The organism is Vicinamibacterales bacterium (genome assembly GCA_041659285.1).
GTDB lineage: Bacteria > Acidobacteriota > Vicinamibacteria > Vicinamibacterales > UBA2999 > 12-FULL-67-14b.
Map to the genome: position 1 here is coordinate 1 of JBAZYO010000010.1, position 14260 is coordinate 14260.

Below are 14260 nucleotides of genomic sequence, written 5' to 3' on the forward strand. Positions count from 1 at the left end.
CCCGGACATCGCCAACCCGGACATCGCCAACCCCGACATTGCCAACCCCGATATCGCCAATCCGGACATTGCCAACCCGGATATCGCCAACGTGCGCGTGGCCAACCCCGATATCGCGAACCCCGACATCGCCAACCCGGACATTGCAAATCCGGACATCGCCAATCCGGACATCGCCAACCCCGACATCGCCAACCCCGACATCGCCAATGGCGCGCTGTCGGACGTCACCTGGACGATGACCAACAACGGGAACACAACGGCGGCGTTCAACGTGAACCTGTTCCTGTCGCAACAAACCGACAAGATCTGCCCGCCCGGCGTGAACCCCACTACCGGGTGCATCACCACGCAACTCGTGCTGCGCAAGGTCTACAACACGCCGGTGGCGACCAATTGCGAGGTGCAGTTGCAGTCGCAGAACATCCTGCTGGCAAACATCCCGAATCCGAAGTTCGTGCTGCCCGGACAGGGCCTGCCCGACCAGAACAGCGACGAGGCCACGAATGCGACCCTCTGGCTGGCGCCAGGCGAGAAAGCGCAGATCACCCTGCGCGTCTACGACCCCGCCAAGGCCGGCAACGTGCCCGTGAACGACACCGACCCGTCAACCCCGACGCCGGGAGGCTCATTCATCGATCCGGTGTTCCTGCCGACGACCACCACCGAGCTTGGTTCGGTCACTCCGATCGTCCAGCAGCAAAGCGTGGACACCGAGGACATCATCAGTGCCGTCAACTCGGGCGCGCCGCCGCCGAAGCCGCCCGTCGTGACGCCGCTCAGCCCGCCCGTGCCGTCGGGGAGCACCGATGATCCCAAGCCCACGCCGCTGTCGTTGGTGTTCGTGCAACAGCCGTCCACCACGCCGTTCGGTGCGATCGTTGCGCCACCAGTGACCGTAGCCGTGCGCGACCAGTACGGCGCGTTGCTCCCGAACGCGCCCGTAACGTTGTTCCTCGGCGCGAACCCGGGCGGTGCCTCACTGTCCGGCAATACGGCCACGTCCGACGCGAGCGGAATCGCCGCCTTCCCCGCGCTCTCGGCCAGCGCCGCCGGCGTGGGGTACACAGTGGTCGCCACGTCGGGCCAGGCGCTGCCGGCCGTGTCCGCGCCGGTCACGTTCGGGACGATCGCCGCGGGCGTGTCGCTGAGCAACCTCACTCAGGCCTTCGACGGATCGCCAAAAAGCGTCACCGTCACGACCACTCCCGCGGGGCTGGCGGTGAGCGTGACCTACAACGGCAGCCCGGCGCCGCCATCGGCGGCGGGCAGTTACCCGGTCGTGGCGGCCGTCACGAACCCGAACTATTCGGGCGGCGCGAGCGGGACGCTGACCATCACGCCGCCGGCGCCGCCGGCCGCTGGGTCACGGACCTTCTTCGTGCCCGGCACGGCTGGAGGCGCCGCTACAGTGAACCCCGTCTCCGCCGGAGGCACGGCACCGGTGAACAGCGGTGTCTTCCTGTATGTCGGCGATTCGCTCAGCATCACGGCGACCGGGACGGTCAGCTGGTACAATGCCGGTGCCGCGTCCCCGGGCGGTGCGCTCGGTTGTCAGGGTGACTTCCTGGCACAGTGTCCGGTCCCCGGCATCTCCCTGATCGCTCGAATCGGATCCGGTCCCTGGCAGTTCGTTGGTTCGGGCCCGACGCTGCTGACCGCAGCGACTCCGGGCGTCGTCGAGTTTGCAGTCAACGACAACGACTACGGTGACAACGGCGACGGCTGGAGTGTCACGGTGACGCCCCAGCCCGCCAAGGGGCTCGTCAGCCTCTGGCGCGCGGAAGGCAATGCGGGCGACAGCGTCGGCGGCAATGGCGGCTCGCCCCAGGGTGGGGCGACGTTCACGACGGGCCACACCGGTCAGGCTTTCAGCTTCGCGAACGACGCGTTCCCGGACAACGACTTTGTCCGGATCGCGGATCGGCCCGAGCTACGCTTGTCGAACGCGGGTACGATTGCCGCGTGGCTCAAGCCGACTGGACCCGGCCTAAGCTACGACAACGGATATGCCGGCACTGAAGGCGGCATCATCGTCAGCAAGGAAGACTCCTACGAGGTGGCCCGGTTTTCGGACGGCACCATCCGGTGGGCGTTTCGCGGCCCTGAGTGCTGGTGTTGGTATAACACCGGCATCGTGGTGCCAGAGGGCCAATGGGCCCACGTCGTCGTGACCTATGACGCGGGAGTGGTCAAGACCTACGCCAACGGTGTCCTGGGACACACATTCACACCTGAGTCGCTTGGCGCAATCGCCGACTTGCCTGGTGAATTCCGGATCGGCGGTCGCCAGTATTCCGACACGCTGGGCCGTCCTTATCGACAGAACTTCCAGGGTGCTATCGACGATGTGGGGATCTATCGCTCGGCACTGTCCGCGACGGACGTGTTCTTGCTCTACCACGAGGCCAGGCAGTGGCCGGCCAGCGTTGGCGGTAACGACCACTTCTACGCGTTCGTGCCGAACTACGGCACGCCGTGGCAGACAGCAGAGAACAACTGCGTGGCCGCGGGTGGGCATCTGGCCAGCATCCACAGCCAGGCCGAGGATGATTTCCTGAGCGGCCTGATTGGTCCGGCGGGACCATCCGCCTACATCGGCGCCTACGCGCTGGGGGGCTTCACCTCGGGCTCACAGGGCTCTTACACGTGGTCGGACGGCACTCCGTGGGATTTCAGCAATTGGCGGGGACAGACGTCAGAGCCGAATGGAAGCGGGGACCCAGGCGCAGTGCAGTTCTTTCCGAACAGCAGCCCGTCCGCGGGCTGGAACGACGTGCCCCAGGACGGCTTCGGCGACATCGGCTACGTCTGCAAGATCCCTGTCATTGATTAGCGCGCGACGCGCTTCTTCGCAACGGCGACGAAACCAACGGTTTCGTCGCCGTTGTTCTTGATGGCCAGAAATGCCTGAAAGGTCTCACTCGCCGCCGGGCTCTTCAGCCCGTCCTGCGCGAGGCCCTGGAAATACAGCACCGGCGGGAAGTAGCGATAGGTTGGCCAGTCGTCGAGCCCGATGGCGGTGGCCTCACCCTTCCGCTTGATGGCGGCATCAATCTCGGAGGTGGCCTCTGCGAACTGGTCGAGCGCCAGGTACGTGCGGGCCATCAACACATGACCGAGCCAGGTGTCGGCGAGCGACTGCGCCTCGCGCAGCGCGTCGAGCGCCAGGCGGGCCTGATTCTGCGCCAGGTGTACCTCGGCGCGAACCAGGCCCGCATACGCGCGCGGGTCGGCGTCGATCTTGGCAGCGAGGCCATCGGCGATCTTGAGCGCCGCCGAGGCCCTGCCGGCTCGGACCAGCGCGAGGGCCGCCGGCAGTGCCACGCTGTCGCTCTCCGACACCGCCCGCTCCGCCTCTCGTGCCGCCGCCGCCGCGTCGCCCCGCGCCAGATGCGCCTCGGCGAGGGCCACACGCTTCTTCGCGACCGCGGTCACGTTCTTCGCGGCGGTGTCGGCTGAGATGCCCTCGTTCAGCAACGCAATGGCGTCGGCCGTGCGGCCCTCGTAGAGGGCCACGTCGGCAAGGCCGGCCACCGCAAACGATGCGCCCGCCGCCGACACGCCCTTGAGCTTGCCGTACGCCGCGACGGCCTCGGCGGGCCGGCCGAGCCCGAGTTCCGACAGCCCGCGCGCCACGAACGCCTTGACGAACGTTGGTGTCGTCTTGAGCACCTCGTCGCTCTCCGTAATGGCCGTCTCGAACTGGCCCGCGTACATCGCGTAGAGCGCCAGGTTCGACCGCGCCCCCACGCTGCGCGACATCGCCGCCGCCTTGCGGCCCTGCTCGAGGGCCTGCGCCATGTTGCGCTCGTAGAAGTGCGCCAGGGCCAGGTTCTCCTGCCCGACACGGTCGCTGGGAAACGCGTCCAGGAGGGCGGTGTACTCCTTGATGGCCTCGGGCACTTTGCGCGCGAACAGGTAGTAGCCGCCGCGCGTGCGGTACTTCTCGCGGTCGGTCATGCGGTCGAGGTGTGACAGGGCCTCCTTGTAGAAGTGTTCTGCCTCGTCGGTGCGCCCAAGGTTGGCGAGCTGGGCCGCCGCGCCCGAGTAGGCGCGGCCCATGCCCGGATCGAGCGTGATTGTCTGCTTGAACTGCTCGATAGCCTCCTCGCGCTGGCCGGCCACTTGCAATTCCTGGCCCTTCGTATACGCGCGCGCGGCCTCGAGGCTGGCCGCGGTAAACGTCTCGTTGGCCGCGGGTCCATCCTTGGGCACCGCCGTATCGCCGAGCGCCGTGCGCACCTTGCCGGCGAGCGCACCCACCGTCTCGAGGATCGCCGCCTTGCCGCTGGCATCCGCCTCCAGTGTGTGGAGCGGTGGACCATCGGCGCTGCCAGACCCGAGCGCCCGCGCCGTAATGTGGAACCCCGATCCCCGCGCCTCAACCTCGCCGGCCAGCACGAGGCCGACGCCCTCGCGCACGGCGACGAGCCGGGCGGTCTTTTCATCCAGCTTGTCACCAAGCTTGGCCGCCGCAGCCGCGCGCAGCGCATCACGACGCGGATACGCCGTGATGAATGACGCGCCTTCGATGCCGAGGCCCAGCGCCTGTTCGACGACGCCGTCGAACACGGGGTCACCGGTCTTGTTGTTGAAGTCGGCGATCAGCACCGACACCGGCTCGCGGGCCACGCCACTGGTCGCCGCCCCAGGCGCGTCCGGCTTGAGCAGCAGCCAGCCCACCGTTCCGCCGAGCGCCACGATCACGAGACCGGCCGCGGCGAGCTGCCACTTCGGCCGGGCCGGCGCCTCGCGGACGATGACCTCGTGCACGCCGGAGCGGATGTGCCCATCGGGCGTGAGCCGCTCCAGCGCCTTCACCAGCTCGGTCGTGGACGCGTAACGATTGTCCGGCGACGGCTGCAGGCACTTCACCACGATGTGATCGACGGCCTCCGGAATGTCCGGGTTGATCGTGCGCGGCGCCGGCGGCGAAGCCGTCAATCGCCCGAGCAGCTCGGTCATCGGGTTGTCGCGCTTGGCCAGCCGCTGGCGCCCGACCAGCATGTCGTAGACGATGAGGCCGAAGGCGTACTGGTCGGCCCGCTGATCGACCTTGATGCCCTGTGCCTGTTCCGGCGCCATGTACTCCAGGGTGCCGATGACCGAACCGGCCGCGGTCTGGGTGGCGCCCTGCTCCACCGAGCGCGCGATGCCGAAGTCCATGATCAGGGCGTCGCCGTCGCCACGCCCGGCCGACTCCGGCAGCCCTTGGGCCGCCAAAGCTAATGGCGACGGCGACTCGATCATGATGTTCTCGGGCTTGAGGTCGCGATGAACGACGCCCTTCTCGTGCGCCGCGGCCAGGCCCTGCGCGATCTGCTGCGCCACCTGGATGGCGCGCGCCAGCGGCAGCGTGCCGCTGCGCCGCAGCAGCTGCGCCAGCGTCTCGCCTTCCACGAACGGCATGGTCAGGTACTTGATGCCGTCGATCTCCCCGAGATCGTGAATGCGGACGACGTATTTGTGCGTGACCTGGCGGGCGAGCACCAGCTCGCGCTTGAAGCGGGTTTCGAGCTCCTTGGCCGCGGTGGCGTCAGACTGCGCGGCGGGCCGGATCACCTTGATGGCGACGGCGACGCCGAGTTCGTGATCGAAGGCCTGGTAGACCGCGCCCATGCCGCCGATGCCGAGCAGGCGGATGATGGTGTAGCGGGGACCGACTTGCTGGCCGGCCTGGAAGGGGCCGTCACCGGCAGGCACCGGTGGGCGTGGCGACGGGCTGTCGAGCGACGTCACCATGCCGGTCGGCGAGAGGGTGGGCGCGCCGGTGTGAGGGGCCCCACCAAGGTTGGTGGCGGCGGTGGGCAGAGCGGTGACGGGATCGCCGGAAGGGAAGGGCTTGCCCGCCGCAGCGTCGATCGACGCGGAGGTGGGCGCGAACGAGGGGTCACCGATTTGCGTGCCGCAACTGGGACAGAAACCAGCCCCCTGAGGGACCAGCCGGCCGCATTTGAGGCACGTCGGTGTGGAAGACCGGTCAATCATTGCGATTCAGGGGCGCATCATTATCGCGCACCTTGCACACTATTACGCCTGGGCCGCGGCCCGGCGCTTACTTCGCCTTGACGTCGTAAGCGTAGACGTTGTCCTGGTCGCGGATGATCAGCAGGCCGCCGCTGATCATCGGATGGCTCCACGTCGGCAAGCCGCTCTGTTGCGCCAGCGTGAAGCGCCCGTGCTCCCGATACCCGGCCGACGACGCTTCGGCGAGCCCGACGACGCCGTCTTCGCTGAAAAGATAGAGGCGACGGTCGGCGAAGATCAACGAGCCCTTCCCGACGCTGCGATCGCGCCAGGCCATGGCCCCGGTGTCGAACTTCAGCGCCGTCAGGATGCTGCTGGAAAACCCGTAGAGGTGGTCGTCGATCAGCACCGAGCTGGCGTGGTGATTGCGCATGTCGCGCGTGAAATACACCTCGCTGGCCGAGGCCAGGTTGCCGGCGGCGCGAACGTCGAGGAGGGCGGCGCCGGTGCCGTAGTCGGACGACAGGAACACGCGCGTGCCGCGCACGATCGGCGTGGCGATGTTGGCGGTGCCGTTGGCCACCTTGTTGTACGACCACAGGAGCCGCCCGTCGCGCGGGTCCACGGCGAGGGTGCGCTGCCCGGTGAAGAAGATCACCTGGTTGAGGCTCCCCGTGCGCATCAGCATGGGTGACGAGTAGCCGGCCTCGTCGTTGTGGCTCTGCCACAGCGTGGCGCCGTCGGCCTTGGCAATGGCGACAATCGACGCGCGCGAGCCGCCGGCGTTCACCAGGATGCGATCGCCGACGATCAGCGGGGATTCGCTGTAGCCCCAGTAGGGATTGCGGCCGTCGAACTTCTGGATGACATTGATCGACCAGATGCGCTTGCCCGTCGCGGTGTCGAGACAGGTGAGATCGCCGCTGCCGCCGAGCACGTAGAGCCGTTCGCCTTCGATGGTCGGCGTGCTGCGCGGGCCGTCGCCGCGGTCGTTCTCGTAGCGCCGGCCGTTGAGGTACTCCCACACCTTCTTGCCGGTGGCGCGGTCGAACGCCATCACGTACTCGTTGTTGGCGCGCGCGCCGAGCGTGTAGAGACGTCCGCCGGATGACGAGAACGACGAGTAGCCGTTCCCCGCGCCCGTCGCGCGCCATACCTGCGGCGGGCCGGCCTTGGGCCAGTCCTGCAGCAGCCCGGTCTCGGCCGAGATGCCGTCGCGATTGGGGCCGCGCCACTGGTACCAGTCCGCCGGCGCCGAAGTCTGCGTGGCCACCGAGCCCACGACCGCCACGATCACCATCGCAACGGTCGTCCACAGTCGAGCTGTCATCGGTGCCTCCAGATTCAGGGCCACAGATTACACAGATTGCGCAGATTCGTTTCGCGTATTAAGACGCCAGACAATGCGCAGGCGGCCGGTCGCAAGACCGGCCATGGCCGGCCGGGCCAGGCCCGAGAATGAGAGCCTTCAAACGTACCCGATGGCTCTCGTTTCGGGCCTGGCCCGGCGGGCCGACGCCTGCGCTCCGTACTGGCATTGGAATCTGCGGTATCGGCGTAATCTGCGGCCAAGACCATCCAAACGAATCTGCTACGATCTGCGTTGATGAAACCAGCAGCATTCGTCGGCGCAGGAGTCGCCATCCTCGTGGGGGTCGGCATCGTGTTCATGGGGCGGAAGGGTCCCGAGCCGGCACCACCTGCTGAGACGCGCACCGCGCCGGCACCGGCGCCCGTCGCCAGGAAGGCAGAGCCGGCACCGGTTCCCGCGGCGGAGCCCGAAGCCCCCCGCAAGGCCGCGCCCCGGAAGGTTGCGCCGGTCACCGCGGCACCGGTGGCCGAGGCGGCGCCGACGCTGGCCACGCTCACGCTCGAATCGGACGTGCCCGGCGCCTCGGTGTTCATCGATCGCCAGTTCGTCGGCAACACGCCGCTCACGCTCGATAAACTGGAGCCCGGCACCAGGCGGCTGCAGCTGACCGCCACCGGCTTCGACAGCGTCCAGAAGACGGTGGACCTGGTCGCCGGCGCCAACGCCATCACCGTGCGCATCAAGGAAGTCAGCCTCAACGCCAGGGTCCCGGTGGTCCACAAGCACGCGATGGGCTCCTGCAACGGCATCCTGTCGGCGACGATTGATGGCCTCAAGTACGAGACCTCGAACAAGGGCGACGCGTTCACGATCACCTACGCCCAGGCCGATCAGTTTGCGGTGGACTACCTCCAGAAGAACCTGCGCGTGAAGCAGAAGGGCGGCAAGACCTGGAACTTCACCGACAAGAACGACAACGCCGACGCGCTGTTCGTGTTCCACCGCGAGGTGGAGGCGGCCCGCAAGAAGCTGGCCGAGGGCTACACGCCGGTCCGCTAGCCGCGCCGGGGTCGGGCCCGGGCGGGATCGTTCGATTTTTCCGCGCTATCTCCGCCAATTTACGTGTTTTTCATTCCGAAACCGCTTTGCTATCCTTGACCCCATGAAACGCATTCTCCTGTTCCTGGCCACCAACCTGGCCATCATGATCACGCTGTCGATCGTGCTCAGCCTGCTGGGTGTCGGCGGCTACCTCACCCCGACCGGCCTCGACTACTCGGCCCTGATGGTGTTCTGCCTGGTGTGGGGCATGGGCGGCGCGTTCATCTCCCTCCAGCTGTCGCGCTTCATGGCCAAGATGGCGATGCGCATCCAGTTGGTGGACGGCCGCAGCGGCCAGCCCGACCTCGACTGGCTCCACCAGACCGTGGGCCAGCTGACGCGCAAGGCCGGCCTGCCGATGCCGGAAGTCGGCATCTACGACTCGCCGGAAGTGAACGCGTTCGCGACCGGGCCGAGCAAGAACCGCAGCCTGGTGGCGGTCTCGAGCGGCCTGCTTCATTCGATGCGCCGTGAAGAAGTGGAAGGCGTGCTGGCCCACGAGGTCGCGCATATCCAGAACGGCGACATGGTCACCCTGACGCTGATCCAGGGCGTCGTCAACGCCTTCGTCATGTTCTTCTCCCGCATCATCGCCAACATCGTCCGGCAGATGGTGGACGAGAAGATCTCGCACCTGGTGTTCTTCGCGACGACGCTGATCTTCGACATCGCGTTCGGCATTCTCGGGTCGATGGTGGTGGCGTGGTTCTCCCGCGCGCGCGAGTACCGGGCCGACGCCGGCGGCGCCAGCCTGGCGGGCCGGGCCAACATGATTGGCGCCCTGCAGCGGTTGCTGCAGACCAAGGCCCTGGTGGACAACTCGCAGCCCCAGCTGGCCACCATGAAGATCGCCGGCGCCAAGGGCGGCTTCATGTCGCTGATCGCGACGCATCCCCCGCTCGAAGCCCGCATCGCGGCGTTGCAGCAGCCGCAAGTGCGCTAGGGGCCTGACCCCGGGCAAGGGGTCTGACCCCGAGTCAGTGGTGCCGAGGGGTCTGCCCCCGTCGCGAAGAACGCCGGGGGGGGCCGACCCCGCCGCAAAGACCGGCGAAAGGGTCTGACCCCCGCTAGAATAGTGGGCGGGGGTCAGACCCCTTCCCAAACATGGTTTCCGAAACTGTCAAAGCTGAAGGCCACCTGATCGACTCAGGCAATTTCCAGTCGATCCTCACAACCATCGTCGAGCACGGCTCCGAATACGAGATCCTGCACTTCGACGTCGGCCGCAAGAACGAAGAGGGCTCCCACCTCACGCTGCGGCTGACCACCGACACCCCGGAACGGCTGCAGGACCTGCTCTCCAAGCTGTCGGTGTTCGGCTGCTTCGTTGAGGGATCGCCGGAGGTGCTGCTGCGCGCCGCCGACATGGACGGCGCCGTCCCCGAAGACTTCTACTCCACCACCAATCACCGCACCTCGGTCTTCCTCGGCGGCCAATGGGTCGCCGCCGACGATCAGCGCATGGACGCCGTGCTGATCGTCAAGGACGGCCGCGTCGCCTGCCGCAAGCTGCGCGACGTCAGGAAGGGCGAGCAGGTGGTGTGCGGCATGCAGGGCATTCGCGTCTCGCCCGACGTGCAGCAGCGCGACAAGCCGAGCTTCGGCTTCATGAGCAACGAGGTGTCGTCGGAGCGCCGCGTCGAAACCGCGGTGGCGCGCGTCGCCGAGATGATGCAGCAGGTGAAGGCCGATGGCGGCCGCATTGCGTTCGTCGCCGGCCCGGTCGTGGTCCACACCGGCGGCTCGCAGTATTTCTGCGAGCTGATCCGCCTCGGTTACGTGGACGTGCTGCTCTCCGGCAACGCGCTCGCCGTGCACGACATCGAGGTCGCCCTGTCGGGCACCTCGCTCGGCATCGACCTCAGCAGCGGACATCCGGTCGAGCACGGCCACCGCAATCACATGCGCGCCATCAACGCCGTGCGCCGCGCCGGCGGCATTGGCCGCGCCGTGGCGTCGGGGGTGTTGACCACCGGCATCATGCACGCCTGCCATACGCACCACGTCCAGTACATCCTCGCCGGCTCGATCCGCGACGATGGTCCGTTGCCGGAGACCCTGATGGACCTGACCGCGGCGCAGGACGCCTACGGGAAGGCGCTGGCCAACGTCGACGTGGTCGTGATGCTGTCGTCGATGCTGCACAGCATCGGCGTCGGCAACATGCTGCCGTCGTGGGTGAAGGTAATCTGCGTGGACATCAACCCCGCGGTGGTCACCAAGCTCTCTGACCGCGGCTCCACGCAAACGGTCGGCGTCGTCACCGACGTCGGCTTGTTCCTGCATACGCTGGCCGGGAAACTGAAAGCCTAGACCTGAGACATGCACAAGACACTGATCACGCCCTCCACTCTCGCCCAGCATGTGAACGATCCGAGCTGGGTGATCATCGACTGCCGGTTCGACCTCACGGATCCGGCCAAGGGCGAGGCGAACTACCGGGAGGGACACATTCCCGGAGCGCGCTACGCGCACCTGGATCGCCACCTGTCGGGGCCGAAGACCGGCACCAACGGCCGCCATCCGCTGCCCGACTCGGACGTCATGATCCGCACCTTCAGCGAGTTCGGCATCGGGCCGCACATCCAGGTGGTGGCCTACGACGCCGACAGCAGCATGTTTGCGGGGCGGTTGTGGTGGATGCTGCGGTGGATGGGCCACGATGCGGTGGCGGTGCTCGACGGCGGGCTGGCGCGGTGGCGAGGCGAAGGACACCCGGTCCGCGGCGGCGTGGAAGCGTCCACGCCGGTCCCGTTCAGGGGCGCAGCGCGTCCGGGCTGGCGCCTCACGGTGGATGAGGTCGCCGGCGGCCTGACGAACCCGACGCGCCTGCTCGTCGACGCGCGCACGCCCGAGCGCTATCGCGGAATCGGCGAGACCCTCGACAAGGTGGGCGGCCACATTCCCGGCGCGGCGAACTATTTCTTCCAGCAGAACCTGGCCGCCGACAAGTCCTTCAAGTCGCCGGACGAGCTGAAGGCGCAGTGGGCGCCCATCCTCGAGGGACGAGACCCCAAGGACGTGGTGGTCTATTGCGGTTCGGGCGTGACGGCCTGCCACAACCTGCTCGCGCTGGAGCACGCCGGCATCCGCGGCGTGAAGATCTTCCCGGGATCCTGGAGCGAATGGAGCGCCGACCCCTCCCGCCCGGTAGCCACCGACACCGACTAGGGATGATTGGGGATGATTGGGATCCAATCATCCCCCCAATCATCCCCTCGAGCCGCCAACCCCGCGCGGTCAGTTCCCGTCCAATCCCTTCGAGTCGACTTGAGGAGATTGGACCCTATGACCCTTCGCATCCTGTTCACCCTGGCCATGCTGGCCGGCCTCGCCGCCGCGCCGGCCGCGCAGACCTTCCGGTGGGAACCGAACAACGGCCGTTCCGACGTCAGCAACCGCGTGGAGCGTGCGCTCGAGCAGGCGCGCCGCCAGGTGGATCGCCAGTGGCAACGCGTCGAGCAGCAGTGGGAGCGCCACATCAACCGAGCCACCCGCTCCGCCGACCGCCGCGCCTCGCAGATTGAGCGCCAGGTCCGCCAGCGCGTGGACCGCCAGGTGCGCGCCCAGGTGCGCGCCGGCGGCGCCTACAACTTCCGGTGGAACGACCGATCCTCCAACTACATCGAGCGCCAGACCGGGACCGACGCGGATCCCTGCGCGAACACCAGGGACTCGGATGATGAGAACCGGCAGCACTGCGAGGTGCGTGAATCCACCATGCCCGCCGGCCCGCTTACCGTGGACGCCTGGGATCGCAACGACATCCGCGTGCGCGCGGTGGTCCGCGGCTGGGCGAGCTCCGACGAACGCGCGCGTGAGATCGCCAACGGCGTGCAGGTGCAGTCCGGCGGCGGCCGCGTGTCGGCGACCGGCCCCGATGGCGCCCGGCGCGAAGGGTGGTCGGTGAGCTACCGCATTAACGTGCCCCGCAAGAACGACCTCGACCTCAACGCCCACAACGGCGGCATCACCATCACCGGCGTGAACGGCAACGTGCGCTTCGACACCACCAACGGCGGCGTGCGGCTCACCGATCTCGCCGGCTGGGTCAACGGCTCCACGCGCAATGGCGGCCTCACCGTGAATCTCAGCGGCAGCCGCTGGGAGGGCGAGGGCCTCGACGTCGAAACCAGCAACGGCGGCGTCACCGTGGCCGTTCCCGATGGGTATAACGCGCAGCTCGAAACGCGGACGGTGAACGGCGGATTCCGCAGCGACATCCCCCTCACCATCCAGGGCGAACTGTCGTCGCGCCGCGGCATTTCAACGACGCTGGGTTCGGGCGGGCCCACGGTCCGCGTCCGCACCACCAACGGCGGCTTGAAGATCGGTCGTCGCTAGGAAGGCGGCAGGGGTGCGTAGGGTGCCTAGAGGGGGGTGCCGGGTGCCGGTGCCAGGGTGATAGAGTCGCCGACCGCGATCTCTCCGTCGTCGAGCACCTCCCCGAACGCACCGCCGCCCCAGGGCACGCTCATCGCCTGCTGAAGACCCGGCACCACGGCCTCCATTTGTTCGCAGGGCCGTGTTTCGCCGTAGATGCGGATGCGGACGTTGCCGACGCGAAGGATCTTGCCGTGCGCGCCGGTGAAGTCAACATCAGACACCAGGAGGTTGGCGCGGCGCATCCGCGGGTCCGGGGTGGCGCCGAGCGGTGCGGTTACGGCTTCCCAGTTCTTGTTCGACACAATCGTGACCTGGCGCTTGCCGCCCTGGTTGGCGTTGCCGACAATGCCCTTCCCCGCCACGACCGTCGCCTTCGCCGCCGGATCCATCGGGCCTCTATGCATCCGCTTAATCCAGATCTGCGTCAGCTCACCCATCGGGACATTATAGGGGCCTGACCTTGCGCAACTGGATCTGCCTCATCGACGTCGCGATATCCATGATCAGACGGTTTTGTCGGAGACCCGCCACGGTCCGACAGAGATGTGGCCCGGACGGCGCCTTCCGGCAGTCGTCCCGGGCCCCACATCAGTAAGAAAAGCCAATCCCCAGCGACGCGATCTTCCGGCTGCGCTCGTCGCCGTTGAGCAGCAGGGTGTGGTCGCCGAGGCGCTGGAACTCCACGCCGCCGTGCAGGTTCCACGACCCGTACTTCGTCGTTGACCCGAGTGGCACCGTGACGATGCCGCTGACGCTGACGAAGCCGAACTTCTCGTCAACGCCGTCCACCTCGTAGTAGTTGCCCAGGCTGAGGCCCACCTTCACCGGCACGGCGAGGCTGGCCTTCGAGAAAGCGTAGCCGGGGGCGATGCCGAACTCGAAGTAGGTGCCGGCCTCGAGTCCGCCGTCCGCCTGGCCCATGCCGGGAGCCGTGTCCAGTTCCCGCGCCACCAGCGCATACGGCTTGACCGCGGCCTTGCCGAGGGGCGCGCTGTCGTCGATCGACAGCTTCACCGCGATCTCCTTCACCGACGTGAATGAGTTGTTGGGGCTCGTGTAGGCGGTATAGGTCGTGGCGAGCGAGACGCCGCCGCCAAGGCCAAGGCCAAGCGTCGCGTAGAAGTCAGACTCGTACCAGAGTTTGCGGCTGGGCCCGTCCGCGCCGGTGTCGCCCGTGTGCTGGCTGTTCCAGGAGCCGACGTTGAGTCCCACGCTCTTGAGCGCGCCGTCGCCGGAGAACGCGGCAAATCCGAGATCGGCCCACGGCCATGCGGCAATGCCCGTGGAGTGCTGCCTGATGCCCCGGAACATGTAGGTGCTCTGGAAGTCGATGCCGCCTGAGACCGAGATTGCGCCGGGATTCGGATCGGTCGGCTCCTGCGCGGCGCCGCCGGTGGCCGCGTCCGGCGCCGACTGCGCGGCGGCCGGGCCAGTGAACGTGAACAACGCCAGAACCAGCACCGACACGCACCGTGCGAAACGACCAACAAG

At 67.5% G+C, this 14260-nt stretch carries 10 protein-coding genes; 6 read left to right on the forward strand and 4 right to left on the reverse strand.

Annotated features, from left to right (window positions below):
- Positions 1-2836 (forward strand): MBG domain-containing protein (locus tag WC815_16250; GenBank protein ID MFA5910334.1); only part of this gene is annotated, 2836 nt, incomplete at its 5' end.
- On the opposite strand, the gene WC815_16255 is transcribed toward WC815_16250, so the two are convergent.
- Positions 2833-5991, reverse strand: a complete 3159-nt coding sequence (locus tag WC815_16255) for a protein kinase (GenBank protein MFA5910335.1) — start codon at positions 5989-5991, stop codon at positions 2833-2835. The two genes, WC815_16250 and WC815_16255, sit on opposite strands and share 4 nt — an antisense overlap.
- Positions 5992-6058: 67 nt before the next feature.
- Positions 6059-7300 carry a PQQ-binding-like beta-propeller repeat protein gene (locus WC815_16260; GenBank protein MFA5910336.1) on the reverse strand — a complete coding sequence of 414 codons (1242 nt, stop codon included), beginning with the start codon at positions 7298-7300 and terminating at the stop codon, positions 6059-6061.
- A 276-nt stretch (positions 7301-7576) separates the two neighbouring features.
- Here WC815_16260 and WC815_16265 point away from each other — a divergent pair, with 276 nt between their 5' ends.
- From WC815_16265 to WC815_16285, 5 genes are all read left to right on the forward strand, one after another.
- Positions 7577-8341: a PEGA domain-containing protein gene (locus WC815_16265; GenBank protein MFA5910337.1), complete on the forward strand. Its 765-nt coding sequence runs from the start codon at positions 7577-7579 to the stop codon at positions 8339-8341.
- Positions 8342-8444: 103 nt separating this feature from the next.
- Positions 8445-9326 (forward strand): protease HtpX, encoded by an 882-nt coding sequence (gene htpX / locus WC815_16270; protein MFA5910338.1) that lies wholly within the window; start codon positions 8445-8447, stop codon positions 9324-9326.
- A 161-nt stretch (positions 9327-9487) separates the two neighbouring features.
- Positions 9488-10696, forward strand: coding sequence for a TIGR00300 family protein (locus WC815_16275; GenBank protein MFA5910339.1), 1209 nt, complete (start codon positions 9488-9490; stop codon positions 10694-10696).
- A gap of 9 nt (positions 10697-10705) precedes the next feature.
- Positions 10706-11554 (forward strand): sulfurtransferase, encoded by an 849-nt coding sequence (locus tag WC815_16280; GenBank protein MFA5910340.1) that lies wholly within the window; start codon positions 10706-10708, stop codon positions 11552-11554.
- A gap of 117 nt (positions 11555-11671) precedes the next feature.
- Positions 11672-12727, forward strand: coding sequence for a DUF4097 family beta strand repeat-containing protein (locus tag WC815_16285; GenBank protein ID MFA5910341.1), 1056 nt, complete (start codon positions 11672-11674; stop codon positions 12725-12727).
- A 26-nt stretch (positions 12728-12753) separates the two neighbouring features.
- Here WC815_16285 and WC815_16290 read toward each other — a convergent pair whose 3' ends face one another.
- A complete protein-coding gene (locus tag WC815_16290) occupies positions 12754-13206 on the reverse strand; it encodes an MOSC domain-containing protein (GenBank protein MFA5910342.1) in 453 nt (150 codons plus the stop codon).
- 151 nt (positions 13207-13357) lie between these two features.
- Positions 13358-14236, reverse strand: a complete 879-nt coding sequence (locus tag WC815_16295) for a hypothetical protein (GenBank protein ID MFA5910343.1) — start codon at positions 14234-14236, stop codon at positions 13358-13360.
- Positions 14237-14260: the final 24 nt, after the last annotated feature.

Coding starts and splice junctions, on each gene's coding strand:
- WC815_16280 (MFA5910340.1), top strand. CDS start 10,706: ATGCACAAGACACTGATCACGCCCTCCACTCTCGCCCAGCATGTGAAC.
- htpX (MFA5910338.1), top strand. CDS start 8,445: ATGAAACGCATTCTCCTGTTCCTGGCCACCAACCTGGCCATCATGATC.
- WC815_16285 (MFA5910341.1), top strand. CDS start 11,672: ATGACCCTTCGCATCCTGTTCACCCTGGCCATGCTGGCCGGCCTCGCC.
- WC815_16265 (MFA5910337.1), top strand. CDS start 7,577: ATGAAACCAGCAGCATTCGTCGGCGCAGGAGTCGCCATCCTCGTGGGG.
- WC815_16275 (MFA5910339.1), top strand. CDS start 9,488: ATGGTTTCCGAAACTGTCAAAGCTGAAGGCCACCTGATCGACTCAGGC.
- WC815_16260 (MFA5910336.1), bottom strand. CDS start 7,300: ATGACAGCTCGACTGTGGACGACCGTTGCGATGGTGATCGTGGCGGTC.
- WC815_16255 (MFA5910335.1), bottom strand. CDS start 5,991: ATGATTGACCGGTCTTCCACACCGACGTGCCTCAAATGCGGCCGGCTG.
- WC815_16290 (MFA5910342.1), bottom strand. CDS start 13,206: ATGGGTGAGCTGACGCAGATCTGGATTAAGCGGATGCATAGAGGCCCG.